Source organism: Thermococcus coalescens (genome assembly GCF_055392585.1).
The window spans coordinates 1,695,462-1,719,478 of record NZ_AP043764.1; the positions used below are offsets into that span (position 1 = coordinate 1,695,462).

Below are 24,017 nucleotides of genomic sequence, written 5' to 3' on the forward strand. Positions count from 1 at the left end.
CACACCTCACAGCGGTATGTTGCCGTGCTTCTTCGGGGGCAGCTTAACGCGCTTGCTCTCCATTGCCTCAAGGGCTAGGATTATCTTTGCCCTCGTCTCGGCGGGGTCGATAACGTCGTCTATGTAACCCCTCGCGGCGGCGACATAGGGGTTGGCGAAGCGCTCCCTGTACTCCTGTATCTTCTGCTGGCGAACCTCCTCCGGGTTCTCGGCCGCGGCGATTTCCTTCCTGAAGATTATGTTGGCCGCTCCCTCGGGCCCCATGACCGCTATTTCCGCGGTTGGCCACGCGAAGACGAAGTCCGCGCCGAGGTGCTTGCTCCCCATGGCGAGGTATGCCCCACCATAGGCCTTTCTGAGTATCACAGTCACCATCGGAACGGTCGCCTCTGAATACGCGTAGAGCACCTTCGCGCCGTGCCTGATGATTCCGCCGTACTCCTGCTGGGTGCCGGGCAGGTATCCCGGAACGTCGACGAGGGTGACTATCGGGATGTTGAACGCGTCGCAGGTTCTGACGAAGCGCGCAATCTTGTCGGAGCTGTCTATGTCGAGAACGCCTGCGAAGTGTATCGGGTTGTTGGCGACGATACCGACGGTCTGGCCGTTCATCCTGGCAAAGCCGACGACGGCGTTCGGTGCAAAGTAGGGGAGTATTTCGAGGAAATCCGGGTTGCCGTTCTCGTCCCTGTCCACTATCTCGTAGATCACCTGCCTCACGTCGTAGCCCTTGTTCGGGTCGTCAGGGACTATTGAGTAGAGGTTCTCGGTCTTCCTGAAGGGGGGATCGTTCGTCTTGACGCGCGGCGGCTTTTCCATGTTGTTGGACGGGAGGTAGCTTATGAGCCTCCTTATGAGTGCCAGAACCTCCTCATCGCTTTTTCCGACGAGGTGAGCCTGGCCAGAGCGCTGGGCGTGAACCATTGCCCCGCCGAGCTGTATCGGGGTGACCTCGACTCCGGTGACTGCCTTAACGACCTGAGGGCCGGTGATGAACATGAAGCTGGCCGGGTTGTCCACCATGAGGATGAAGTCTCCTATGGCCGGGCTGTAAACCGCTCCGCCGGCACAGGGCCCCATAATGGCGGTGATCTGCGGAACGACGCCGCTGAGGATGGTGTTCATCTTGAATATCTCACCGTAGCCCTTGAGCGAGTCAACGCCCTCCTGGATTCTTGCTCCACCTGAGTCGTTGAGGCCTATTACCGGCGCTCCAGCCTCAAGGGCGAGCTCCATTATGCGCTTTATCTTCATGGCGTGCATCTCACCGAGGGAACCGCCCATGACGGTGAAATCCTGGGCGAACACAAAAACGAGCCTCCCATCGATGGTACCGTAGCCGGTGATAACGCCGTCCGCGGGCAGCTCCTTCTTGTCCATGCCGAACTCCGTTCCGCGGTGTCTGACGAACGCACCTATCTCAACGAAGCTTCCTGGGTCGAGGAGCTTCTCAATTCTCTCGCGTGCTGTTAACTTTCCTTTAGCGTGCTGTTTTTCGACGGCCTTTTCGCCGCCCATCTCAAGAATCTTCCTCTTTCTCTCATACAGTTCGTTAACCTTCTCTTCTATGCTCATGAGAACTCCCCCTGACTGCTGAGAGTGTCGCCTACTTGTAGTTTGTAAAGTTTAAAAGAGTTTTTATCGGGCGTCAAACCTTGAAAAGAAAAGGGGGCTCAAAGGTGCTGAATCGGCGTTTCCGCGCCGCAGGCCTCACACTTGAGGAAGTGGAAGCGTCCGCGCTTGATAATCTTGGTATCAGGGCTTCCGCAGACCGGACAGATAACGTAGTCCTTGAGGTACTTCTTCATCTTGTTGCCTATCAGGTACGGTGTAAAGCGTCCCTGCAGGACGACGCGTCTTCCCTCAAGCGTTCCAGCAGTGGCAACCTCCCTCAGTATGAACTTGAGCAGATGGTTCGGGTCGCGATTCATGGCCTCGGCTATGTCCACAAAGTTCTCGATTATAGTCCTGTTCCCGGCGATCGTGACTATCGCGGCTGGAACCTCGAAACGGGAAGTGTGATGCTTGACGTTCTCGGGAAGCTCTTCGTAAGCCTTATCGAGCAGGCCCTCGAAATCGTAAAAGTCAACCTTCTTCTCGCTCACTTTCCTCACCTCCATCTTAACTACCGGGAGACGTTTATAACCTTTTGGCGTGGGGAAATGGAGGGGAATCAGAGCACGCGGTAGAAGCCCGCGCGCGGCTCGTATATCCTGGCGTCGCGCTTAAGGTCGTTGATTAGCTTCTTTATCTCGTTCTCCGAGCCGAGGCCAGCCTGCTTCGCCGCCTCGATTATCCTGTCCTCTGGAGCTCCGAACTCTCCCTCACTTTCAAGGCTCTTTATGATGTCAACCATCCTGTCTATCTTGTTTATCTTCTTGGAGCTCTTGCCGACCTCGAGTATCGAGACGTCCAGAGTCCCCTCCTCGTCAACGGCTATCTTCCTTATCATGTCCTCGATTATTGCTATCGCCGCCCTTGCGTCTTCCCTTGTTACGGTTTCACTGAGGCGCATTCTGGCGTGTGCCTCGCTGAGTCTTATCAGCGCCTCCAGCTGCCTCGCCGTTATCGGAATCGGCTGCACGCCATCGTCCTCTCCCGGTCTCTTAAAGCCCTTTCTCATCCTGACGTAGTAGCGCTTTATCTCCTCCATTGCCTCCCTGCTCAGAACAGGATGGACGTTCTTTCTCGCGTAGGCGATGTACTTCTTGAGCAGGTCGTAGGGTATTTTGGGCGTTACGGCCTCGGCCTCCCCCCTGCGCACCCGGAGAATGTGCTCCGCTATGCTCGCATCGACCTTTTCGTCCGGCTCGTCGAGGAGAAGGAATATCAGGTCGAAACGGCTGAGCAGGGTCGGCGGAAGGTCCAGCTGCTCCGGAAGGGATTTGTGTCTGTTGAACCTGCCAAACTTGGGGTTAGCGGCCGCTATGACGGTGGTTCTTGCGTTGAGGGTCGCGGTAATGCCGGCCTTGGAGATGCTGATTGTGTTGTGGAGAACCAAACCATGGGAGACGAAAAGATGGTGGGGTTCCACCGTCACGTCGTAGACCCATTCCCAGCGGTCGTTTGGAACGACCTCGACCCTTTTGACTTTCAGAAGAACAAAGTTGTCTTCAAGCCTCTTTCTGGTTGAGTTCACAATCTCCAAAGCCTCTTCGAGCTTTAATCTGGCCTCATGTTTCAGAATCTCTATGTATTTTTTGGGCTCTCTCTTCTCAGAGAACTGGGTGAGCCCGTACTTGGTGTAGACGTTCCAGACCCTTGCGACACTCCTGAGAGTCTTTACGTCGCCGGTCTCTATGGCAGTCCTTACCTCCTCCGCTCTATTCTCTATCTTTCCAATGATTCTGTGGACGGTCTTTACAGGCACGGCCTCCTTTCTGAGGGCCAGCCTCTCGGAGTGCTTGAGCTCCGCCCTCAACAGGCTCGCCGCCCGGAGAATGTCCCTTACGGTCTCCCCCGGAACGTATGCCCCTATCTTGGACTCCTCCGGGGTTCCACTGAATCTCAGGAAGTCTGCCCTTTCGGTTGGCACCACCAGCTTCCATCCACTGAGTGTGACCTCGATGGATGAGGGGACTCCCAGTATCAGCAGCAGGTCCTGGAGGTCCTCTACGAGCCCCCTGCCTGGCACGGTTATGTATGAAAGCCTCCTGCCGACCTTACCGGCCCGTGCCCACAGTTCCCTGAGGAAGTCCCTGATGCACTCCCTGTTCATTAAAAATGCCCTTTCCGGGAGGCGGGCGCCGCGCTTAAACCTCTTTCTCATGTTCTGCGGCTTCATTATCTCAAGCAGGAGCTCTTCAGCGGGTATGCACCCGTCTCCAAGGGCTGGGTATTCCTTTACGGCCAGCACGTAGTCCCAGGGTCTGACAGATTCGGCAGGTTTTTCCCTTACCCTGCCGTTTTCCCATACCATTACTGGATGTTCCGGCGTTACGGTTATCTCTCTCCCGTTCGAGAGCTTTATCCGTATGAACCTGTCCGGCGCCTTGTGCCTGCTCACGCGATCGGCCTTGACCTTCACGATTTCCTTCCTTTCGAGGTCATAGGCGAGAAGTTCGATATCGTCAACCGGCAGTATCTCGGTGTCTTTGCCGATTATCACCTTGTCACGGTTCTTCTCGATGAGCTCATCGACCAGCTCGCCGATTCTGACCTTTCTGCCATCAGCGAGCAGAAGCTCAAAGTCGTGGTGGTAGCTCTGCTGCTCCAGCGCCTCATGTATGGCGCTCCTATCCCTGTCGCTCATCTTGTCGAACTCGTCGATTAACGCGAATCCGCCGTCGGCGAGCACCAAAACACCAGCTTCGAGAACCCAGGAGCCTGTGAATTCATCCCTCACGGCGGCTGCAGTAAGTCCCGCGGCCGAACTGCTCTTACCACTTGTATAAATCGCCCTCGGCGCCAGATTGGCCACGTAGCGGAGAATTTGAGACTTGGCAACTCCCGGATCTCCAACGAGCAAAACGTGGCTCTCTCCCCTGAGCTTGGTTCCATCGGGCAGTGTTCTCTGCACACCGCCGAAGAGTGCAAGGGCTATGCCCTTCTTCACCGTCCTGTGGCCCCAGATTGCCGGCGCTATGGAATCCACTATCGCATCCACTATGTCCTTCCTCTTGGCAAGTTCCCTTATCTTCTGCTCGTCCTCCGGTGAGATCTCAAGCTCCTCGATCTCCTTGCTGAGCTGTTCTATATGGTTTACCTCCAGAACCTTCTTGAAGATCGGCCTCTTGTCCCTCTGCTCAAGGATGACGCGCAGGATTCCGGTGGCGAGTACCCTATCGCCGGGCAGGGCAGTATCCACAAGGTCGTCGAGGAGTATAGCATCAACGAAGCGGGGCATCTGGCCGCCTTTCAAACTCTCCGGCCTGTCCTGAAGGCGGAAGCTCTGGAAGTTTATGAAGCGGCTCTTCTCGACGTCGAGGTCAACGTTTCTGCTTCCGCAGGCGTCGCACTTGCTCGGCTTGACTATGTTCTCGTAGGGCCTCTGTAACCTTACCATCTCGTTGCCGCAGTCCTTGCAGGCGAAGACTGCCTTCTCGACGAAGGGCTTCACCTCGCTCACGCGCGTGATTATGCCCTCCACCTGGATGAGCCTGTTTATGTGCTCGCTCCCGAGTTCCTTGACGAGGAGAGTCCTTGGAAGGTTGTAAAACCTCGCGTGAACTTTGAACTCCTCCTCTTTGAGGAGGGGCGGTTCGCGGAGGACTATTTGAATCGCATCCTCGGCCGCGAGTATGCTCTCTTCGGGGTTTTCGAGGAGCTCTCCCGCCAGTTCGGGGTCGAAGGAATTTAGGTGCGTCCAGTCTATCGCCAGCGAGCGCTTTGGGGTGACCGTGAGCAGATCCTTGAGCTTGTTCAGATACACCTCGTTCCCGCTGTCGTCCACGTACTCCCTCAGAAAGCGCGCGTACCTCTCTATCATGTCCTCCCTGTCCATCACTCCTCACCCAGCCACTCGTTTCTGATCTTGGAAAGCTGGAGGTATATCCTCCTCTCCTCCGGTGAGAGTCTCGACAGCAGCTCAAGGCTGTTGGGCCTCAGCATAACAGCCTTTAGGATTTTGTTGAAGCGTATCGTTTTGAGGTGCTCCAGCTTCTTCTTCAGGTTGGCGAGCTTTGTCAGCTTGACGTTTATGGTCTCTATCCCCTCCCCGGCGTTCATCCTCACGTAGTTCTCCAGATAATACATGTAGAACTCGGCCCTCTCGTACAGCCCCGCGGGGAGGGGCATCAGGGGCTCGTTCTCCCTCTCCTCGGCTATCGCGCGGTCTATCTCCCCTATAACCTTGTCGGTCTCATCGATGACCTCGACTATCCTGGCCTCCCAGAGCTCCTTTGCCTTCCAGTCCTCGAGGAGGACGACATCGCCAGCGTTCCAGTCCCCCAGGGGGCGGAGGATTTTAACCGCTATGACGGCTCTACCGGTGAACATAACATCACCCTCTCGAATATACCCATACTCCATGATGCTTTTAACTTTACCCTAATGATGGGATGTGAATGACGGTTAATCCTATAAGCTCGGCGCCGTAGATATCTGTGGTGAGAGCATGCTGATAGGGATAATGAGCGATACCCATGACAACCTCCCGGCCATCGCCAAGGCTGTTGAGCTGTTCAACGGGAGAAACGTTGAGCTTGTCATCCACGCCGGGGACTATGTTGCCCCCTTTGTTGCCAGGGAGCTCAAGAAGCTCAGGGCACCGCTCAGGGGTGTTTTCGGCAACAACGACGGCGAAAGGAAAGGTCTCTACGAAGCACTGGGGATCTACGATGAGATACTGGAAATCGAAGCTGACGGCATGAAGATAGCCGTAACTCACGGCACCGACGAGCGCATCGTCCGTGCGCTGGCCAGGAGCAAGCTCTACGATGTGGTCATAGTCGGCCACACCCACCGCTACGAGATACGCGAGGAGGGAAGAACCATACTCGTCAACCCCGGTGAAGTCTGCGGCTACGTCAGCGGTGTGAGGAGCGTTGCCCTCCTGGACACCCGGAAGAGGGAAGTGCAGATAATCAACCTCGACACCGGGGAGCTTCTGGGGGCGATGAGCCTCTAGCGAATCCCCTTCTATCTTCAAATCAAGCAAAGGATAAGCGGCGGTAAGTATGGAGGACGTGCTGATTCCGAAGGAAAGGCATGATGCGGTCGTGTTGATAGGCGTTGACAGTGGAGAGAACGTGGAGTTCATAAAGGTCTATGGGGTTAGTGAGGAGAAAGCCAGGCAGACCCTTGAGGAGTTCTTTAACGCCAAGGGCCTTTTCCCGGGAGATTACAGGCTCATCAGCAGGGGTAGGGAAGAGGTTGGGGGGAGGAGCGCCATAACTACGAGGAGTGAGTCGTCTCTTGGTGCCACCCTCGCCAGACTGGGTCTTAAGCTCCTCTCCAACGGCATTCTCTACCTGGAAGGCGTCGAGAGCCTCTACCAGTTCACCCTGGTGAGTGAGAAGCTCTACGGGAAGCTCAAGCACATAAAGGGGTCCGAGAGGTCTAAAAAGGCAGGCTTTTCCCTCTCAATATCCGGGGCTTTGAACCTCGGCCTCCACACGCTGATAGTGAACTGGAGGGGGATAAACGTTGAGCCGCTCGTTCCCGAGGGGGCCACCTTCCTGAGGGAGCCCTCCCCTGCAGAGGTTCTTGAAGCTATGAAAAAGGTCACTCAGGTGGTCGTTGAGACGGTCTTCCCGGAGAAGTACCTTATGATTCCGTTCGGGGTGCGCATTAAGATCCCGCCCCTCTTAACCGGCGAATTCGCCAGGGAACTTGAGGACAGGGTGGGGTTCCCCGTTGATGAGGATATGTTCAGCGACTATCCCCCGGAGCTGCTGAACTACCGGAGCATCGAGGCCATAGTCAGGATCGTGGAGGAGCTTTCAAAGAGGGGCGTTGATAAGGAAAAGGCACTGGAAACTGCGGTATTCGTGAACCTCGGCTTCGTCCCCTCTGACTTCAGGCTGGACGACTCTAAGCCTTCAGGGCCCTGAAGTACCTCACCACCATTTCTTTAAACATGGGGTTGTGTTTCCCAAGGGCCGCGTTTATAAGCTCCCTAAACTTTTTGCCTTCCGCGAGATAGCCGAGGAGCAGTGCTTCATCAACACTCAGCTCCTTCAGGAATCCGCTCTTTTCCAGAAACTCTTTTCTGCTCTTTGATTCTTCCTTAAGGGTCTTCAGCCTTTCGAGGTAGGGCCTTACCTTCTCCTCCCTCCTCTCAAATTCGAGCCAGTCGACGGAGAGGGGGCTCCTGCTCCCAAGGTACATCCACGGGTTCCGGAGGTATTTACCAACGAGCTCACCCAGTTTGGAGCTCAGTATCTTTTCTCTGAACTCTTCGAGTTCCCTGTAGTCATCGCTCAGACGCTTTCTGTCGACGGCATCGAGGCTTTCGAAGATTACCAGAGCGGCAAGATAGCACTTAGCGGGAAACGGGACTTCGGGGAGGGTTAGCCTTCTTCCCCGTATCTCAGCGCGCTGGCCTTCTCTCCTCTCCAGATTTTCCAGCACCATGCCGAGGGGATAGCTCAGACTCTTCACGCAGAACTCAAGCTCGTCCATAGCCACACCATCCCGGTTTTTCTCCTCCCGGGGTAAAAGCCTTTCGGCAAGGTTTTTAGCCAGGCCGGAGAACTGGTATCGGTGGGGAGAGGTGATAGTGATAGACGGCTCCTACGGTGAGGGCGGCGGTCAGATACTGAGGACGGCGGTGGCTCTGTCGGTCATCACCGGAAAGCCGGTCAGGATTTACAACATAAGGGCAAACAGGCCCAACCCGGGCCTCAGACCCCAGCACCTCCACGGGATTCTGGCGTTGAAGGAACTCAGCGGCGCGAGGGTTAGGGGGGCCCAGGTCGGTTCGACGGTCCTGGAGTTCGTCCCGCGCGAGGTTAGGCCCAAGCATATACGCGTCCAGATAAAGACCGCCGGCAGTATAACCCTCGTCCTCCAGGCCTTACTGCCGGCGATGGCATTCACCGGCGGGAGCTTTGGGATAACGGGAGGGACTGACGTCCCCTGGAGCCCGCCGGTGGATTATCTCAAGAACGTCACCCTCTTTGCCCTCGAGAAGATGGGCATCAAAGTCGAGCTGGAGATAAGGCGTAGGGGCCACTACCCGAAGGGCGGCGGCCTCGTTGTTGGAAGGGTAGAGCCGTGGAAGGATAGGAAACCGCTCGTGGCTTTGGAGTGGAAGGGGATAGAGCGCTTTGGCGGTATAAGCCACGCGACGAGCCTGCCCGCCCACGTAGCCGAGAGACAAGCTAAAGCAGCAAGGGAGAGAATTGAGGAGCTCTACAGCGTCCCGGTTGAAATAAAAACCGAGGTCTCACGCTCCCTCGGCCCGGGGAGTGGGATAGTGGTCTGGGCGGAGACGGAGGAGCTGAGGCTTGGCGGCGATGCTTTAGGAAAGAGGGGCAAGCCCGCTGAAGTGGTTGGCAGAGAAGCCGCTGAAGAGCTCCTTGACCAGCTGACGACCCGGGCGGCCGTGGATAAGTTCCTCGGCGACCAGTTGATACCGTTTCTGGCATTTGCTGGAGGGGAGATACGGGTTGCCGAGATAACGAACCACCTCGTAACCAACGTCTGGGTGGTGGAGCGGTTCCTCGGGAAGGTGTTTGAGGTTGAGGGGGAGGTTGGAGGGCCGGGGATTGTACGGGTCGTGAGAAGGACTGAGGTTTAACGAAGGGGTTAAATATCCCCGGCTCCAACCTTAAGTCGGTGAGAGTAGTGGAGATAGTTATTCCAGAGGATGTTATCACTGCCATGAGGCTCCCCAGGGATGAGGTTGAGAGGGAGCTCAGGCTTGACCTTGCGGTTATCCTATACCAGCGAGGTATCCTCCCTCTTGGAAAGGCGGCGAAGCTTGCAGGAATAACCAAAAGGGAGTTCCTTGAAGAGCTCGTCAAGAGAAAGGTTCCGAGACACTACACGGAGAGGGAACTGGCGGAGGATGTAGCCTTTTCCCGTGGTGAGTAATTCAACTTCCCTCATTCACCTCGCTAAAATAGGAAGGCTCGAGCTTCTCAGGGAGTTCTTCGGCGAGGTCTTAATTCCTGAGGCAGTTTATCGAGAATGCGTAATTGAAGGTAGCGATAGCGAAGACGCCCGGGCAATTAAAAACGCCGAGTGGATTAAGGTGGAGAAAATAACGGATGAAAGGCTGAAGCGTTCTCTGATGATTGAGCTGGACGGGGGTGAGAGCGAGGCAATAGTCTTAGCTTTGGAAAAGAACGCCGAGCTTATTTTGATGGACGACTACGACGGAAGAGAGATCGCGAGGGCTCTCGGTCTCAGGATTGCCGGAACCATCGGTCTTCTCCTCAAAGCTAAGTTCACTGGTAAGATAGCCAGCCTCAGAGACGAGCTGGAGAAACTAAAGGCTACGGGCTTCTGGCTGAGCGATGGGCTTTATGAAAAGATACTGGGGGAAGCGGGTGAGCCTTAGGTTTCTTTTGCCTTCTTCATTCCGATTTCGACGCCCTTGGCGATTGCCTCTTGGAGGAGTTTTTGGGTCTTGAAGAATCTGTATCTCCTGTAAGCTATAATTCCGAGTACCAACATTGTAAACGCCGAGATGCCATCGAGCATGGCCAGATAGATGCTCTTGGAGAGGTAGTATGCTAGAGGATTAAAGAGGAAACCCAACGCCCATATGCCTAAATAGGCTTTGTAAAGCTCTTTTGAGTCTTCGAGGCTTTCTCCTAAGAGAGTATTCTTCTTTCTCTGAACATCCCAAAGTCCAATAAACACGAATAATACAGCGTAGGTTATTCCCATAAAATATCCAAAAGCCACATAGAAAGAGTCAATGCTCATTTCCCTCCTCCCGGAGGGTATAATACCGGGGGAAGGGTTAAATAGGGCCTCTACCAACCTTTGATGGTGCCCATGTTCAAGTGGAGCGAGTACGAGAGGTGGATGAGGCAGGCCGAAAAGACCCTCCGCTCCGCCCTCAGGGATCTTGAGGGGGGAGACTATGAGTGGGCGAGCTTTAAGGCCCAGCAGGCGGCGGAGCTGGCGGTTAAGGCTCTCCTTCGTGGCATGGGGTTTGCACCCATCGGTCATTCCATAACGCGCCTGCTCAGAAACCTGCGCGATGAGGGCCTTGAGGTTCCGAGGGAGCTGTTCCACAGGGCGATGGAGCTCGACAGGAACTACATAGCTCCAAGATACCCCGATGCCTATCCAGAGGGTTCCCCCTTCGAGTACTACTCGGAGGACATCGCGATGGAGATGATTGATTATGCCGAAGAGGTCATCAACTTCGTTAAGAGGACGGCAAGGAATCTCGCCGGAGATTGAGAGGTTTGTGGAGAGAATAGTTGACTACTTCAATGGAGACGTTACGGTCATTCTCTTCGGTTCCAGAGCCAGAGGGGACTACAACAGGGCAAGCGACTACGACCTGATAGTGATCTCCAAGAAGCTGAGTGGAAACTTCCTTCGCCGCACAAAATCGCTCTACAAGCTCAATGAAGATTTCCTGCCCGTTGATATACTCGCCTACACTCCGTCGGAGTTTCTCAGGGCACTTGAAAATCTCTCTCCATCTGCCCTCGATGCCATGAAGGAGGGCATCTTGCTTCACGACAACGGCTTCTACAGCACGGCCAAGAGGTACTTTGAAGAGTTGAGGAAAAGGGGCATGAGGAAGGAGAAATACTGGGTGATGAGGGTTTAGTCCTTCGCTCCCTTCAGTCCCTTTGCCATTGACTCTCCGAGCTTTTTGGCGAGCTTTTCGAGCATCTCCTCCTGTTATACGGGGAAAAGGGTTAAATATGCGGAGGATGAAACTGTACCGGGTGTGAGCATGGCTGTTCCAGAAGAAGTCGCCAGACACATTGAACTCGCAGAGGAGGAGCTGTCCTCGGCTAAACTCCTTCTCCAGAATGGAAAGCTCAGGGACGCGATTAGTCGAGCCTATTATTCGATGTTCCACGCGGCAAAGGGCCTTCTTCTGATAAAGGGATTGAACCCCAAGAAGCACTCCGGTGTGATCAGGCTGTTTGGGCTTCATTTTGTGGATGAAGGATTCCTTGAGAGGATTTATGCCAAGTACCTGACCTCCGCTTTTTCCCTCCGTTCCAGGGCGGATTATGATGTCTACTATGAACCGACTGAAGAGGAAGCAGAGGCCATTGTTGAGAACGCTGAGAGGTTTCTTGAGCGGATTAAGAGGGCCCTGGAGGAGGTTGGAAATGGGGAGTAAGGCCCAGGCTCTTAACGAGTTCATGAAGGCCATAAAAGAGCGCTTTGGTGATTCAATAGAGGAGGTTATCCTCTTCGGCTCATACGCGAGGGGTGACTACGACGAAGAGAGCGACATAGATGTGCTCATTGTGGGTGAGGTGGATTTTGATGAGCTCATGGAGGTTGTAACGGCCATCCTCCTCAAACATGGCGAGCTGATAAGTCCCATCGTCATCAAGCCGGAGGAGTTCAAAAGGAGAAATGACAGCTTTATAAAGACGGTTCTGGCAGAGGGGAAGTTGGTCTATCCCCAGACTACACAGTTTAGCCCTCTGTAACCTCCAAGAGAAACCTTTCAGCTCCTTCGAGGTCGTTATCGCGGAGGTGGGCAATGACGAGGGCGTAGAGGCCGGCCAGCTCAAGGTTTTCTCGGTCAAGCCCTCTGATGTCCTCCCGGAGCCTTTCCTCAAGCTCCCTCAATGCCTCCTCGCCGGCGTTTGCCATTTTGAGACCCTGGATAACGCCGAGGAGCTTTGCGGCCTCTCGGCGTAACTCTTCCTGCCTCTTCGTCCTGAGCTCCTCCGCCTCCTTCTGGACTTTCTTAAACTTCCGCCTTACCTCTGCTGGCTCCAGCGTCTTCGGATCGATCCCTCTCTTCTTGAGGAGCTCGTACCATTCTTGTCCATATACTTTTTCTGGTTTCACTACTTCGGGATGCATTTTCTTGAGCTCAATTATGTGCTCGCCGATCACATCCAACGGGTGTTTTTCGGGATTAAGAAATTCTAGAACGTTAAGCGCATCTTTTGCATGGCTTATTTTCAGCAGGCCAACGTGGACGAGCTTTTCAGGATCTCCATACGTTTCTGCCAGCTTCTTTGCAGCATCTATCGCAATATCTATCGTTTTCTCTATTTTCTTTTCCTCATCCTTTGACAATCTCTTCGGCGACTTTGAGAGGATCTCCTGAAGCAGCATCAGTTTCAGGTAGTCTCCGTGCCTCTCTATAAATTCGTCAAAGCTGGGCAACTGAACAACTGTTGCTATAGAATCTGGAAAGAAGTCACTGCGTATTTTTTTACAGACCTTGGAAAGTAGTATGCATCCCCGTCTTTTTGCCCCCTTCTCACAAGTATTTGCCGATATTTATCATCTATGTGGCCCACGCCGTACTTCCAGCTTGCTATGCCTCCAAGTATGCCAATTAGCGCATCATATGCAAATTTGTCGTAGCCCCTCTTTTTTGCGAAAAGAATGTACTCTCCCCCATCTCCGTAATGGACATGTGTGTGTGGCGTAGGCAGCCTCGCCATCTGAAACGCCTGCTGCGTGCCCTGCCATCTCCGATATATGTGTGTATGTTGACGGTGCGTACAAATCTACTTCGATTGTTTTCTTCCTGCCGAACCTGCCTGGGACGATCTTTTTTGCTTTAACCTTATGCATCATCACCATTTACCGCACCCTTACTACTTTGCGGTTCGCTTATATAACGTTTCATGCCCTCTATTGTGTAAGTCCCTTTTGCTGGGATACCCTGCCTCACTCCTCTATCTCAACCCCGTAAACCTTCCTCGGGTTCTCAACGTGAATCCTGTAGACATCCTCCTCTGTGAAGATGCCGTTCTGGAGGAAGGCCTTCGTCCTCTTTGGAACAGTCTTCGGCCCCAAAACAGCTCCGGGTCTCCTTTTATCGTCTATGTAGTCCGTCTCCATCATGAAGCGGTTTCCCTGCTCTATGGCAGCTTTTATGTTCTTCCTGCTCGCTATTATGCTCGGGAAGACGCCGACCTCTTCGGCCACCTTCACCAACGGCGGTGAGAAGTGCTTGACGACCTTGTACGGCTTTATCCCGACCTCCTTAACTATGTCGCCCAGCTCTCTGAATTTAGCTTCGTCGAAGCTCTCGGTGTGGAGCTGAACCGCGCAGTCGGCTTCCTTTGCCAGGCTCATCCCGTACTTCATCAGCTCGATGCTGGCATTCCAGATTTCCTCGGGAACCGGATAGTGAGGCCTGCCGATTTCACCGATGCCCATGGCCTTCCCCTCAAGGCAGAGCCTCTGGGCGTATTCGAGGGCCTTCATAACCTCTTTTTTGGCGTATTCAAGGCCCTTTTGTTCTGCCAGATAGACGAACTCGGCGGGATGAACACCGACGACGGCGTAGGCTTTGACGGGCGTCTCCTTGTTTATCTTCTCAACAAGCTCAATGTGGAAGTCCATCGCCTTGATGAAGTCCTCCGCGCCCATTCCGGGGAAGCCGTAGTCGTGGGCCGTCTTGTAGACGACGACGAGGTGAGTTCCTCCCGCCCTGTGGAACTGCTTGACAGCCTCAAGGAAAAGTCCCTTAAACGGATCAACGTGGAAGTGGTCGTCCCAGATTATCATTGCCATCACCTCACGACTGGTAAACTTCTATGACCTCGCCCTCTTTGACCTTCAGCCTTCCCTCAAGAACCAGGGCCGCCTCATCGTGATCCACGGCGAAATCCACTTTCCTGTTCCTGATGTGGATCTCCCTCACCAGGGCCACTCCGCCCCCCTTGAGCTTGTAGCCGGGGTATATCACCCCCTCCATCACGACTCCGCCCAAGACCTGCTTTCCAAGTACGTACGTAATCCCGACAACTTTAAATCTGCCGACAGGGTGCCTTGAGACGATCTCTGGCTCATCCTTCTTTTTTCTGAACCCCTCTAAGATGCCCATGGTCTTCCCCTCATATGAGTCAATGCCTGAGAAATTAAAGGTTGTTATGGGCGTGGGTCTGCCGCGTTGTCATGGGTATATCTCCAGTTCGTCCTCTCTCCAACGGGCATTTCATTTTCCAGCATTATGGCCACTTTATTGCCGCTTTCGGCGAGGTTCACCTGCCTTCTGTTCATCTCAATCTTCACGACCTTCCCGATGCCATCTCCCTTGAGCTTGCAACCTGGATAAACGACGCCTTCTGTTACTTCTCCGATAAGAACCTGCCTGGTGAAGACTCTGAGAACGCTCTCCACCCTGAATTTTCCCACAGGCTTTCCGGGGGCCGGCCGTATTTTTGACTCTTCTTTTTTGCCCCCTTTGAACAGCCTGCCGAGCAGGCTCAACTCCACCACCCCAGTGTCTCCCTGGGGGATATGAGGACGTATTCCTTGTGCATGAGCAGCGTGAACACCGACTTCCTGAACTTCATCCTTATGAGCTCCCCCTCGCTGGTGAGCTCTGTTGCGGAGGTCGCTATGTCCTCCAGCATTGGCAGGGGGTTGAAGTCCAGTGTTTCCATTATGGGTGCCTCTACCAGGTAGACGTTTATTCTGCGTTTGTCACCGAGTTTCTGCTTTATGAGTCCCAGAAGGGTGTATGTGCTGCGAACGTCGCCCTGGAGGAACAGCAGCCTCTCCAGCCCGAGAACAAGGTGTATGTAAACACCATCGCCTACTACCTTCTGAAGCTCCTGATCGATCTTCCTCTGGTACACGTGGGGGTCGTTCTCGAACCTAATCCTGGCTATGACGTTTCCCGCTTCCTGCGCCCCACCAACCTTGATCACCGTGATGTCCCTATCATCCATCCGGACGCCCATCAGCCTGAGGTGCCGTACGTAGATGGGGAGCGTGTCGAAGATGTCTTCCACTATGAGGGGTATGCGCTTTCTTTTTGAGTACTGGATGAACGCATGGAGGACAAACTCGGCGCCCAGGGCACCGCGGTTTTCAATTATTGTAGTGCCTCCCGGCCAGATCTGTTCTACCATGGCGTCTAGATCCTTCTTGGTGACCAGAACGGGCTTTTTAAACGCCTCCATTACATCCACCCCTCGACGTCTATTTTCTCCTCCCTTCCTATGAGATTTGGATTAATGCTTTTGATGACCCGCAGGGTCGCGCCGGTATGGTACGGCGTGAGCCTTATGACGGTGGTGGCTATCCTCTCGAACTCCTGGAGAACCTTTATCGGAAGGTTCTCCATTACGGTCTCGTTGACTATGTAAAATGCCTTCCTGTTCCTGTTGCCCATGAACTTCTGCATCGCCAGTATCAGCCGGTACGCGTCGAGGGGTGTTCTTATTATGAGAAACAGGTTCTCCACCCCGATTGCGAGGTTTATCACGGGGGTTGGGATTTCCTTCAGTGCCTCCTGTATGGCCTCCTCGTAGTTCTTGAGGTAGACCCTCGGGTCTGGGTGGAATTGGACCTTTGCCACAACGTTTCCGACGTCCAGTTTTCCGCCGGTTTTTATGACGTACACGTCGTCCAGCTTCAGGGGGAGGTTCATCATCTTTGCACGGATCGCGATTGAGTGGAGGGTATCAAAATTGTCATCTATGAGTAGGGGGATTCCCTTTCTTTCGGAGTATTCCACGAAGAACTTCAGCAGGAATTCGGGGATGTAGGATGTAGTATATTTCACGAGAACTGTTTCGCCGGGGAGCAGGGAGTCAGCGATCTCGGTGGCTTTTTCCCAGTTCATAGTTCTCACCCTTTAAAGTTTATTTTAAGAGGATATAAACATTTTGCGGGCATACAGGAGATAAAAAGAGGATTTCAGGCGCTGTTGCAGCGCTGGCTGGCCTTCTGCCCCCTTCAAACCATCAGACACGTCACCATTTGGCTATCTCTTCGGGTATCCCCGGGAACTCCTTGCCAATAATGCCGGTAAACAGGGCCTTCTGGGGGATGACGACGTGGGTTCCCTTTTTACTCTTTATTTCAACTACGGTGCTGGCGATCTCTTCGAGTTCGGGGAGAGGATTGAACCTCAGCGTTGAGATCACCGGCCTGTTGACTATGTAGAATGACTTCCTGTTGGTGTTCCCGATGAACTCCCTGAGGTATGCTATGAACAGGTAGAACTCCCTGCGGGTCTCAAGGAATGCAAACAGCCGCTCCAGACCCAGGAATATGTTTAGATGTTTTCCGGATGCCAGTATCCTCCTGGTAACTTCTCTGTGCCGGGTGATGTAAACGATGGGCTCGGCCTCCAGGTGGATTCTGCCCATGACTTTTCCCACGGTCTCCATTCCCCCCGTCTTGATGACCTCGACGTCGGAGAAGTCCTCGTGGATGCCGAGAAATTCCAGGTGCTTCCTAACGAGTGCTAGGGAGTCCAGCACGTCGTCAATGTAGACCGGCAGTCCCCTTTCCCTGGCGTACTTTACAAGGACGTACGTGGCAAGGGCCGCTCCGTACGGTGACTCGTCCTCCATAAGGATTACGTCCCCGAAGGGTGCCCCCTCTATGAACCTAAACGCTGTCTCCTTTGCCACCGGCTGCATTTGCTATCACCCCGATTGGAACCTCAAGCTCGCTCCCGATGAGTTCGAACAATGGGGCCTTCTTGAAGACTATCCTGCCAGATGCGGGGGAAGGGATGATCTCGACCACCGTACTGGCTATGCGCTCCATCTCCGGCAGGGGGTTGAACTCCAGTCCCTCCGCCGTCTTCTTGTTCACCAGGTAAAACGCCCTCCTTGGATTTCCGAGGAACCTCTGGATCCGGGTCATGACGAGGTAGAACTCCCTGATGCTGTGGATGAAGGCGAATATTTTCTCAAACCCCAGGACTATGTTCACGGAGGGCCCTATGCTTGAAAGCAGCTTCTTCCCAATGTCCTCGTACTTCTTGACGTAGACATCGGGCGATTCGCTGAAATTTATCCTGGCAACGATGTTGCCCACATCCACGTGGCCGTCGGACTTGATGACAAAAACGTCGCTGAAGTCCTCGTGAATCCCCCACAGGGCTAGGTGCCTCTGTATAACGTGGAGGGCGTCGAAGTTGTCGTCTATCACCACCGGCAGGCCCTTCCTCCTGGCGTACATCAGCAGGGCCAGCGTCGCGAACTCCGGGACGTAGGATGGGTGGTACTCCACCAGAACGGTTTCTCCCGGCTTCACGGCATCTATTGCCCTTAGCAAGTCGTTGATGCTGTCCATAGGATATCCCACCATATAATGTGGTTATATACGCTGCAATATATGCCTTTTGTTTGCGCCCCCGGAGAACCTTCTGAATAATCGGAGATATGTTAAAATAACAGAAAAGAAAAGTTTACAGTTTGACAATGTGCACCGAGCAGGATATGCACGGATCGAACGCCCTCACCGTCTCCTCAAGGCGCCCTATCATCCTGCCCTCGTCAACTTCGCCGTAGAGTTCTCTGGCCTCCTTCAGGAGGCTGGCCTCTATCATGGCGTGGTTCAGCGCGGTCGGTGTTATTATGTTGGAGTAGGCTATCTTGCCCTCGGAATCGGTGCGGTAGTGGTGTATGAGGAGCCCCCTCGGCGCTTCCACGTAGCCGATTCCCTCGCCTTCCCTGGGCTCAACGGGGACGTTCTCTCCATCGATGCCCCTATCGAGCAGAGTCCTCGCTATCTCGTTGGCCTTTTCGAGGGAGTAGACCAGCTCTATCGCCTGGGCCAGGTTGTTGTAGCTGACGTAGCCTGTCTCCAGTTTCTCCCGGTGCTCCTCAAAGAGCCTCTTTGCCGTGGGGGTGAGCATCTCCGACTTAAGGAGCAGCCTCGGAAGCGCTCCGACAAAGAAGGCCTCGCCTCTGTACCTGCTCTGCTTGGCGAAGCTGTAGACGAGGGATCGCTCCTCTATCCTCTCGGTGTAGTGGAAGGTGCCTTCCTCGTCGGATATCAGCTTCTCGCCCCACAGGTAGCCGTCGGTGGCAACGAAGTGCTTTGCCCTCTCTCCGTAGGGGTCTAACTGTGCGAAGAGCCTCACGGCCCGCCTGGCCAGCCGGAGAAGGGCTTCGCTTTCCCTCTCTATCTCCTCCAGCTCATCAACGGTCGGATACCTTCCAAAGCCACCGGGCTTGACGTTTATGCCGTGTATCTCCCTTCCGCCTATGATGACTCTGAGCCTGTTCCCAAAGGCCTTGAGTGCCAGTCCCTCCTTCACGAGTTCGCCGTGCTTCGTCGCCATCCTTATGGCGTCGGGATAGCCGAAGACGTCCGGCGCAACTAGGAGGTAGAGGTGAAGCGCGTGGCTCTCAAGGAACTCCCCTATCAGGCCGAGCTCCCTGAGGAGCGTTATCTCCTCCGGAACTTCAACTCCGAAGGCCCTCTCGATTCCAAGGACTGAGGCAACGCTGTGGGAGAGGTAGCAGATGGCGCATATCCTCGCCTCAAGATCAGGAACATCGTAGTAGTGTCTTCCCAGGGTCAGGAGTTCGAAGAAGCGCGGCCCCTCAACTATCTGGAGCCTGACGTCCTTTACCTCACCGTCCTCGATGACTATCTCGGCTTTGCCGTTGCCCTCAACGCGCGTGAATTCCCTCATCTCGATTATCATGGCTCCCACCTCGCGAAGGTCTTGAACTTCCTCACGATGTACTCGTCATCGTAGCCGAGGCTCTTGAGAATCTCGTACTCGCTGGCCGGGTTCACCTCCCCCGGAAGCGGACCGCGGCAGCCTATGCATCCGAGACCCGAGCGCACGCAGACAGCCTTGCAGCCTCCGTAGGTTATCGGGCCGAGGCACGGAAGGCCTTTCTTTACCAGCACGCACTCGTACTCGTTGAGCTTGCACTCAAGGCAGACTGGGTAGTCCTTTCTAACGGGCTCGATGCCCTTGGCAATGTCGATGAGCACCTGGTAGACTTCCTCCTTATCGTACGGGCATCCCGGAAGGGCGAAATCAACGGCGACGTATTCGACGACCGGCTTGGAGTCGAGGGCGCGCATCGGATTCCCACTGTCCCCGTAAACGGCCTTCAGCTTCTCCCTTATGGGGAGTTCAACGCTCCCCTGAACGGACCCGTGGGTTGCGCAGGTTCCGAGGGCTATGAGGTATTCGGAGTGGTTTCTCGCCTCCTTGAGGAGGTTCAGGTCGCGGTGGCTCGAAACCGTGCCGGTTACGAGTGCAACGTCGTAGTGGTTCTCCTCGCTCAGGCTGGTCGCCATGTGGAACTCGGTTATCTCGTAGAATTCGAGGAGGTCGAAGAGCTTTTCATAGAGGAAGAGAATGTTGAGGGCACATCCGCCGCAGTCGGTAAGTTCGAAAACCCCCAACTTGAGCTTGTCCATTATATCAACCCCCTTGTGGAGAGAGCGTCCCAGTACGTGAAGACCGGACCGTCCCTGCAGACGTACTTGATGGACGTGCTCGTTCCGACGATGCAGTGGCCGCACTTGCCGATTCCGCAGCGCATTCTCCTTTCGAGGGTCATGTATATCCTGCCCGGAGAGAGCTTTCTGTCGAGGAGCTCCCTTATGACGAACTTGTACATGACCGGCGGGCCGCAGATGAGGGCGTAGGTGTTGTTCACGTCGAACTCCTCCCCCCTGAACAGGTCGGTGACGACACCCTTGCACACCCTGTCCGAGAAGCCCCTCTCCAGATAGATGCACGACGGGCTTTCGACCTCGTAGGCGAGCTTGACCGAGCAGTTCATGGCCTCACCGTGCTTCAGGAGGTGTATTATCTCGTCGCGGAAGAGTATGTCCTCGTAGGCTTTGGTTCCGTAGAGCAGCCAGACGTTCTCGTATTTGCCGGTGTCGATGGCGTACCAGAGCACCGAACGGAGGGGTGCCATTCCAAGGCCGCCGGCGACGAGGATCAGGTTTGCCCCTTCCATCTTCTCCATAGGGAAGCCGTTTCCGTAGGGCCCGCGGATTCCTATTATATCGCCCTCCTTCATCTTGTGTATGAACTTGGTCATCCTGCCGACTTTCCTGATGCAGAGCTGGAGGTAGCCCCTCCTCGTCGGGGAGGAGCATATGCTTATCGGGAACTCGCCGAAGCCGCGTATGTCAACGATGACGAACTGCCCTGGCTTGAAGTTGAAGTTGGCCTCGACCTCGGGATCGAGGAAGCGTAGCGTGAAGAGCTTTTCCCTTGATGTCAAGTCCTTCACTTCGAGAATCCTGGCGTTATAGGCCACATACGGGTTCTCGCTCATTTCAGAGACCCCCTAACCTCCTCAAGAACCTTAACGTGCTCTATCTTGGCTGGACAGAACTCGTCGCATCTCCCACACCCAACGCAGTTGTAGCCGGCCGAGGGGTCGAAGTAGCTCTTGCAGTAATAGCGGTGCCTGAAGCGGTCAAGACGTGTGGGCCTGAAGTTGTGGCCCCCTGCAACGAGTCCGTGGTTCTCCATGAAGCACGAGTCGTAGCGCCTCTCCCGGACCGCTTTGTACGCGTCCATCCAGCGGTCGCAGACCTCGTAGCAGCGGCACGTCGGGCACACCATGTTGCAGTTGCCGCATGCGAGGCATATCTCTGCGTACTTCTTCCATACCGGGCTGTTGTACGCCAGATCGAGCATGTCTGCGAGACCTTCCTGCGGGAGCTCCTTCTGGAAAGATTTCGCGCGCTTCTCCTCGAACTCTTTGAAGTTGGCCAGATCCTCATCGGTCACCTCTTCAAACAGCTCGCCGTCCTCCCACACTATCTCATGACCGCGGACGCTGCCTATCCTCACAAGCCATCCGTCCGGCAGTTCGTGCAGGAACAGGTCGAAGCCGTCCATTGCGAAGTGCGTGCCGAGGCTCTTGCAGAAGCAGTACTCGTCGGGCATGCAGCTTATCCCTATTATCAGGGTCTTTTCCCTCCTGCTCTTGTAGTACGGGTCGGCGGGCTCATCGAGGTACACCTTGTCGAGTATCTTGAGACCGTGGATATCGCAGGAATGGAGTCCGAAGAGGACCATCGGTTCTGCCTCTATCTCCTCTTCCCAGCGGCCGTTTTTCAGCCTGAGGATAGCCTCTCTGGGCCTGAAGAAGAACTTCTTCGGCGGAAGCATGGTCCTGTTGTAGTCCAGCGCTATCTCCGCCGGGTCATGCACCTCCTGGAAAGAGTAGATGCTCCCCTTCTTTACTGGAGCATAGACAGTGCCCCAGGCTTCGAGTGACTTGAAGAACTTCTCAAAGTTTTCGGAAGGCAATTTTATGTATCTCAAGGGCATCACCGCCTCGAACGGGCTTACGATTTTAAGTTTGTAAAGGATTGATTTAAGAATTTTTCAAACAAACGGTTACCAACCAAATGTTACTAACTTGTACTTTAGTGCACGCTTATAAACATTAAAGTCGAAGTTTTTCCGAAAAATCCTTGCGGTGATGCAAAATGGAATCCTCCCTCGGTTATATCCGCTCTTACCCTCCGGAACCGAGCTCGCTGATTCCCCTTCTCCAGCGGACTCAGGAAAAGTTTGGCTACCTCCCCAGGGAGGCGCTTGAGGAGATAGCGAACTACCTCGGTGTCCCTCTCAGCAGGGTCTACGGCGTGGCGACCTTCTACGCCCAGTTCCGCTTCGAGCCCCTCGGGAAGTACGTCGTCAAAATCTGCCACGGGACGGCCTGCCACGTAAACGGCGCCGTGAACATATCCCAGGCCATAACCGAGGAGCTTGGAATTGAAGAGGGGCAGACAACCGAGGACGGCCTCGTGACGCTGGAGCGCGTAGCGTGCCTCGGATGCTGCAGTTTGGCCCCGGTCATAATGATAAACGACAAGGTCTTCGGCAAGCTCACGCCCGACAAGGTGAGAAAGCTGATGAAGCAACTTAAGGAGGGGAAGCTCGATGTCTGAAATCAAGGCCATAGCGGTCGGCATGAACTCCTGCGGCATTGCCGCCGGCGCGAGGGAGACCTACGAGGCCATAAAGGCCGAGCTTGAGAAAAGAGGCCTTGACATCAAGCTCAAGATAGTTGGCTGCGTCGGTATGTGCTACCGCGAGCCCCTCGTTGACATCATCACCGATGGGGAGATAATCACCTACGGCCACGTTGACCCCAAGAGGGTTCCCAGGATTATAGAGGAGCACGTCATCAACGGAAAGCCTGTCGGGGAGTGGGTAGTCAAGCGCGACTGGTGGGAGAACGGCGAGAGAAAGACCTGGGACGTGGACGGCTACTTCGCCAAGCAGAGGAAGATAGTGCTGGAGAACTCGGGCTACATCGACCCGGAGAACATAGACGAGTACATCCAAGCTGGCGGCTACGAGGCCCTCAGGAAGGCCCTTCAGATGGAGCCCGAGGAGATAATAGACGTCGTAATGAAGTCTGGGCTTCGCGGAAGGGGCGGTGCCGGATTCCCCACGGGGCTGAAGTGGAAGTTTGCAAGGCAGGCGAAAGGCGACGAGAAGTACATAATCTGCAACGCCGACGAGGGCGACCCCGGGGCCTTCATGGACAGGAACGTCCTTGAGGGCGACCCACACCGCGTCATAGAGGGCATGATAATCGGCGCCTACGCGATTGGAGCAACCAAGGGCTTTATCTACGTCCGCGCCGAGTACCCGCTGGCAATAAGGCGCCTTAAGATAGCCCTGAAGCAGGCGCGCGAGAGGGGCTTCCTCGGTGAGAACATCCTCGGAAGCGAGTTCTCCTTCGACATCGTCATCAAGGAAGGTGCCGGAGCGTTCGTCTGCGGCGAGGAGACGGCGCTGATAGCCTCGATAGAGGGCAAGCGCGGAATGCCGAGGCCGAGGCCGCCGTATCCCGCTCAAAAGGGCCTCTGGGGAAAGCCCACCAACATCAACAACGTTGAGACCTGGGCGAACGTGCCCTGGATAATCAAGCACGGGTGGGAGGCCTACGCATCGATCGGGACGGAGAAGAGCAAGGGCACCAAGGTCTTCGCCCTCTCCGGCAAGATAAAGCACGGCGGGAATGTTGAAGTGCCTATGGGGATGACGCTGAGGGAGATACTCTACGAGATAGGAGGAGGTACGAAGACCGGCAAGAGGATTAAGGCGGTGCAGCTCGGCGGTCCGTCTGGCGGGTGTATTCCCGAGTACCTGTTCGACACGCCCGTTGACTACGAGAGCGTGAACGCCACCGGCGCCATAATGGGGAGCGGCGGAATGGTCGTCATGGACGAGGACACCTGTATGGTAGATGTGGCGAAGTTCTTCCTCGACTTCACGGTCAAAGAATCGTGCGGAAAGTGCACCTTCTGCCGGCTGGGGACTAAGAGAATGTGGGAGATTCTGGACAAGTTCACGAAGGGCGAAGCAACGGAGGAAGACCTTGAGAAGCTCGAAAGGCTCGCCTACCAGGTCAAAGCCGGCTCGCTCTGCGGCCTCGGACAGACCGCCCCGAACCCCGTCCTAACGACCATCCGCTACTTCAAGGACGAATACTTAGCGCACATCGAAGGAAAATGCCCCGCCAAGGTCTGCAAGCCTCTCATAAGGTACGTCATAATCACGGATAAATGCACCGGCTGCACAGCCTGCGCCATCTTCTGCCCGGTCAAAGCCATCAGCGGCGAGAGGCTCAAGCCCCACGTAATCAACCAGGAGGAGTGCATCAAGTGCGGAACCTGCTACGAGGTGTGCCGTTTCAACGCCATAGAGATAGTCGATGCGGGGGGTGAGTGAG

30 protein-coding genes are annotated in these 24,017 nt (G+C 54.9%); 11 read left to right on the top strand and 19 right to left on the bottom strand.

Annotated elements, in window-relative coordinates:
* Positions 1-6: 6 nt before the first annotated feature.
* From ACZ5M3_RS09415 to ACZ5M3_RS09430, 4 genes are all read right to left on the bottom strand, one after another.
* Positions 7-1,575 (bottom strand): carboxyl transferase domain-containing protein, encoded by a 1,569-nt coding sequence (locus tag ACZ5M3_RS09415; protein ID WP_464839363.1) that lies wholly within the window; start codon positions 1,573-1,575, stop codon positions 7-9.
* A gap of 98 nt (positions 1,576-1,673) precedes the next feature.
* A complete protein-coding gene (locus ACZ5M3_RS09420; RefSeq protein WP_297091749.1) occupies positions 1,674-2,105 on the bottom strand; it encodes a translation initiation factor IF-2 subunit beta in 432 nt (143 codons plus the stop codon).
* Between the two features lie 68 nt (positions 2,106-2,173).
* On the bottom strand, positions 2,174-5,443 hold the full coding sequence (locus tag ACZ5M3_RS09425; protein WP_464839364.1) for an AAA family ATPase: 3,270 nt from the start codon (positions 5,441-5,443) through the stop codon (positions 2,174-2,176).
* Positions 5,443-5,937, bottom strand: a complete 495-nt coding sequence (locus ACZ5M3_RS09430) for a hypothetical protein (protein WP_464839365.1) — start codon at positions 5,935-5,937, stop codon at positions 5,443-5,445. The genes ACZ5M3_RS09425 and ACZ5M3_RS09430 overlap by 1 nt, the downstream gene beginning before the upstream one ends.
* Before the next feature lie 118 nt (positions 5,938-6,055).
* Here ACZ5M3_RS09430 and ACZ5M3_RS09435 point away from each other — a divergent pair, with 118 nt between their 5' ends.
* Complete coding sequence (locus ACZ5M3_RS09435; RefSeq protein WP_464839366.1) at positions 6,056-6,568, top strand: metallophosphoesterase; 513 nt, start codon at positions 6,056-6,058, stop codon at positions 6,566-6,568.
* Positions 6,569-6,617: 49 nt separating this feature from the next.
* Positions 6,618-7,493: a hypothetical protein gene (locus ACZ5M3_RS09440; RefSeq protein ID WP_464839367.1), complete on the top strand. Its 876-nt coding sequence runs from the start codon at positions 6,618-6,620 to the stop codon at positions 7,491-7,493.
* On the opposite strand, the gene ACZ5M3_RS09445 is transcribed toward ACZ5M3_RS09440, so the two are convergent.
* The gene (locus tag ACZ5M3_RS09445) at positions 7,474-8,064 is read right to left on the bottom strand and encodes a hypothetical protein (protein ID WP_464839368.1); all 591 of its coding nucleotides are present in this window, start codon (positions 8,062-8,064) and stop codon (positions 7,474-7,476) included. The two genes, ACZ5M3_RS09440 and ACZ5M3_RS09445, sit on opposite strands and share 20 nt — an antisense overlap.
* Positions 8,065-8,155: 91 nt before the next feature.
* Between ACZ5M3_RS09445 and rtcA the strand changes: the two genes are divergently transcribed.
* Genes rtcA through ACZ5M3_RS09460 form a run of 3 tightly spaced genes read left to right on the top strand, consistent with a single transcriptional unit; the run spans position 8,156 to position 9,949 of the window.
* Positions 8,156-9,184 carry an RNA 3'-terminal phosphate cyclase gene (rtcA, locus tag ACZ5M3_RS09450; protein ID WP_464839369.1) on the top strand — a complete coding sequence of 343 codons (1,029 nt, stop codon included), beginning with the start codon at positions 8,156-8,158 and terminating at the stop codon, positions 9,182-9,184.
* A gap of 38 nt (positions 9,185-9,222) precedes the next feature.
* Positions 9,223-9,480, top strand: a complete 258-nt coding sequence (locus tag ACZ5M3_RS09455) for a UPF0175 family protein (protein WP_464839370.1) — start codon at positions 9,223-9,225, stop codon at positions 9,478-9,480.
* Complete coding sequence (locus tag ACZ5M3_RS09460) at positions 9,473-9,949, top strand: PIN domain-containing protein (protein WP_464839371.1); 477 nt, start codon at positions 9,473-9,475, stop codon at positions 9,947-9,949. Before ACZ5M3_RS09455 ends, ACZ5M3_RS09460 begins: the two co-directional genes overlap by 8 nt.
* On the opposite strand, the gene ACZ5M3_RS09465 is transcribed toward ACZ5M3_RS09460, so the two are convergent.
* The gene (locus ACZ5M3_RS09465; RefSeq protein ID WP_464839372.1) at positions 9,946-10,320 is read right to left on the bottom strand and encodes a hypothetical protein; all 375 of its coding nucleotides are present in this window, start codon (positions 10,318-10,320) and stop codon (positions 9,946-9,948) included. The genes ACZ5M3_RS09460 and ACZ5M3_RS09465 overlap by 4 nt on opposite strands.
* A 72-nt stretch (positions 10,321-10,392) precedes the next feature.
* On the opposite strand from ACZ5M3_RS09465, the gene ACZ5M3_RS09470 reads away from it, so the two are divergent.
* From ACZ5M3_RS09470 to ACZ5M3_RS09485, 4 genes are all read left to right on the top strand, one after another.
* The gene (locus tag ACZ5M3_RS09470; RefSeq protein WP_464840892.1) at positions 10,393-10,806 is read left to right on the top strand and encodes a HEPN domain-containing protein; all 414 of its coding nucleotides are present in this window, start codon (positions 10,393-10,395) and stop codon (positions 10,804-10,806) included.
* Positions 10,807-10,813: 7 nt separating this feature from the next.
* Positions 10,814-11,185 (top strand): nucleotidyltransferase domain-containing protein, encoded by a 372-nt coding sequence (locus ACZ5M3_RS09475; RefSeq protein ID WP_464839373.1) that lies wholly within the window; start codon positions 10,814-10,816, stop codon positions 11,183-11,185.
* Positions 11,186-11,314: 129 nt separating this feature from the next.
* Positions 11,315-11,713, top strand: a complete 399-nt coding sequence (locus ACZ5M3_RS09480; RefSeq protein WP_464839374.1) for a HEPN domain-containing protein — start codon at positions 11,315-11,317, stop codon at positions 11,711-11,713.
* Positions 11,703-12,032 carry a nucleotidyltransferase domain-containing protein gene (locus tag ACZ5M3_RS09485; protein WP_464839375.1) on the top strand — a complete coding sequence of 110 codons (330 nt, stop codon included), beginning with the start codon at positions 11,703-11,705 and terminating at the stop codon, positions 12,030-12,032. Before ACZ5M3_RS09480 ends, ACZ5M3_RS09485 begins: the two co-directional genes overlap by 11 nt.
* Here ACZ5M3_RS09485 and ACZ5M3_RS09490 read toward each other — a convergent pair.
* The 13 genes from ACZ5M3_RS09490 to shyB all read right to left on the bottom strand — a co-directional run bounded on the left by ACZ5M3_RS09490 (position 12,019) and on the right by shyB (position 21,589).
* Complete coding sequence (locus tag ACZ5M3_RS09490) at positions 12,019-12,723, bottom strand: hypothetical protein (protein ID WP_464839376.1); 705 nt, start codon at positions 12,721-12,723, stop codon at positions 12,019-12,021. The two genes, ACZ5M3_RS09485 and ACZ5M3_RS09490, sit on opposite strands and share 14 nt — an antisense overlap.
* A gap of 14 nt (positions 12,724-12,737) precedes the next feature.
* Positions 12,738-13,007 carry a hypothetical protein gene (locus ACZ5M3_RS09495; protein WP_464839377.1) on the bottom strand — a complete coding sequence of 90 codons (270 nt, stop codon included), beginning with the start codon at positions 13,005-13,007 and terminating at the stop codon, positions 12,738-12,740.
* Positions 13,008-13,236: 229 nt separating this feature from the next.
* The gene (locus ACZ5M3_RS09500; RefSeq protein ID WP_464840893.1) at positions 13,237-14,082 is read right to left on the bottom strand and encodes a TatD family hydrolase; all 846 of its coding nucleotides are present in this window, start codon (positions 14,080-14,082) and stop codon (positions 13,237-13,239) included.
* Between the two features lie 10 nt (positions 14,083-14,092).
* On the bottom strand, positions 14,093-14,401 hold the full coding sequence (pbp11, locus tag ACZ5M3_RS09505) for a tRNA-binding protein Pbp11 (RefSeq protein WP_464839378.1): 309 nt from the start codon (positions 14,399-14,401) through the stop codon (positions 14,093-14,095).
* A 44-nt stretch (positions 14,402-14,445) separates the two neighbouring features.
* Positions 14,446-14,793 carry a tRNA-binding protein Pbp11 gene (gene pbp11, locus ACZ5M3_RS09510; protein WP_464839379.1) on the bottom strand — a complete coding sequence of 116 codons (348 nt, stop codon included), beginning with the start codon at positions 14,791-14,793 and terminating at the stop codon, positions 14,446-14,448.
* On the bottom strand, positions 14,784-15,485 hold the full coding sequence (locus ACZ5M3_RS09515) for a DUF257 family protein (RefSeq protein ID WP_464839380.1): 702 nt from the start codon (positions 15,483-15,485) through the stop codon (positions 14,784-14,786). Before ACZ5M3_RS09515 ends, pbp11 (ACZ5M3_RS09510) begins: the two co-directional genes overlap by 10 nt.
* Positions 15,485-16,150, bottom strand: a complete 666-nt coding sequence (locus ACZ5M3_RS09520; RefSeq protein WP_464840894.1) for a DUF257 family protein — start codon at positions 16,148-16,150, stop codon at positions 15,485-15,487. The genes ACZ5M3_RS09515 and ACZ5M3_RS09520 overlap by 1 nt, the downstream gene beginning before the upstream one ends.
* A 130-nt stretch (positions 16,151-16,280) precedes the next feature.
* Positions 16,281-16,955, bottom strand: a complete 675-nt coding sequence (locus ACZ5M3_RS09525; RefSeq protein WP_464839381.1) for a DUF257 family protein — start codon at positions 16,953-16,955, stop codon at positions 16,281-16,283.
* Positions 16,924-17,631 (bottom strand): DUF257 family protein, encoded by a 708-nt coding sequence (locus tag ACZ5M3_RS09530; RefSeq protein ID WP_464839382.1) that lies wholly within the window; start codon positions 17,629-17,631, stop codon positions 16,924-16,926. Before ACZ5M3_RS09530 ends, ACZ5M3_RS09525 begins: the two co-directional genes overlap by 32 nt.
* A gap of 100 nt (positions 17,632-17,731) precedes the next feature.
* Positions 17,732-18,979 carry an NAD(P)-dependent hydrogenase/sulfhydrogenase 2 subunit alpha gene (gene shyA / locus ACZ5M3_RS09535; RefSeq protein ID WP_464839383.1) on the bottom strand — a complete coding sequence of 416 codons (1,248 nt, stop codon included), beginning with the start codon at positions 18,977-18,979 and terminating at the stop codon, positions 17,732-17,734.
* Positions 18,976-19,713: an NAD(P)-dependent hydrogenase/sulfhydrogenase 2 subunit delta gene (shyD, locus tag ACZ5M3_RS09540; RefSeq protein WP_464839384.1), complete on the bottom strand. Its 738-nt coding sequence runs from the start codon at positions 19,711-19,713 to the stop codon at positions 18,976-18,978. The genes shyA and shyD overlap by 4 nt, the downstream gene beginning before the upstream one ends.
* A complete protein-coding gene (gene shyC / locus ACZ5M3_RS09545; RefSeq protein ID WP_464839385.1) occupies positions 19,713-20,588 on the bottom strand; it encodes an NAD(P)-dependent hydrogenase/sulfhydrogenase 2 subunit gamma in 876 nt (291 codons plus the stop codon). The genes shyD and shyC overlap by 1 nt, the downstream gene beginning before the upstream one ends.
* On the bottom strand, positions 20,585-21,589 hold the full coding sequence (gene shyB, locus ACZ5M3_RS09550) for an NAD(P)-dependent hydrogenase/sulfhydrogenase 2 subunit beta (protein WP_464840895.1): 1,005 nt from the start codon (positions 21,587-21,589) through the stop codon (positions 20,585-20,587). The genes shyC and shyB overlap by 4 nt, the downstream gene beginning before the upstream one ends.
* A 167-nt stretch (positions 21,590-21,756) precedes the next feature.
* Between shyB and nuoE the strand changes: the two genes are divergently transcribed.
* Together nuoE and nuoF are read left to right on the top strand one after the other, a co-directional pair.
* Positions 21,757-22,221, top strand: coding sequence for an NADH-quinone oxidoreductase subunit NuoE (gene nuoE, locus ACZ5M3_RS09555; RefSeq protein ID WP_464839386.1), 465 nt, complete (start codon positions 21,757-21,759; stop codon positions 22,219-22,221).
* A complete protein-coding gene (gene nuoF / locus ACZ5M3_RS09560) occupies positions 22,214-24,016 on the top strand; it encodes an NADH-quinone oxidoreductase subunit NuoF (protein ID WP_464839387.1) in 1,803 nt (600 codons plus the stop codon). Before nuoE ends, nuoF begins: the two co-directional genes overlap by 8 nt.
* Position 24,017: the final 1 nt, after the last annotated feature.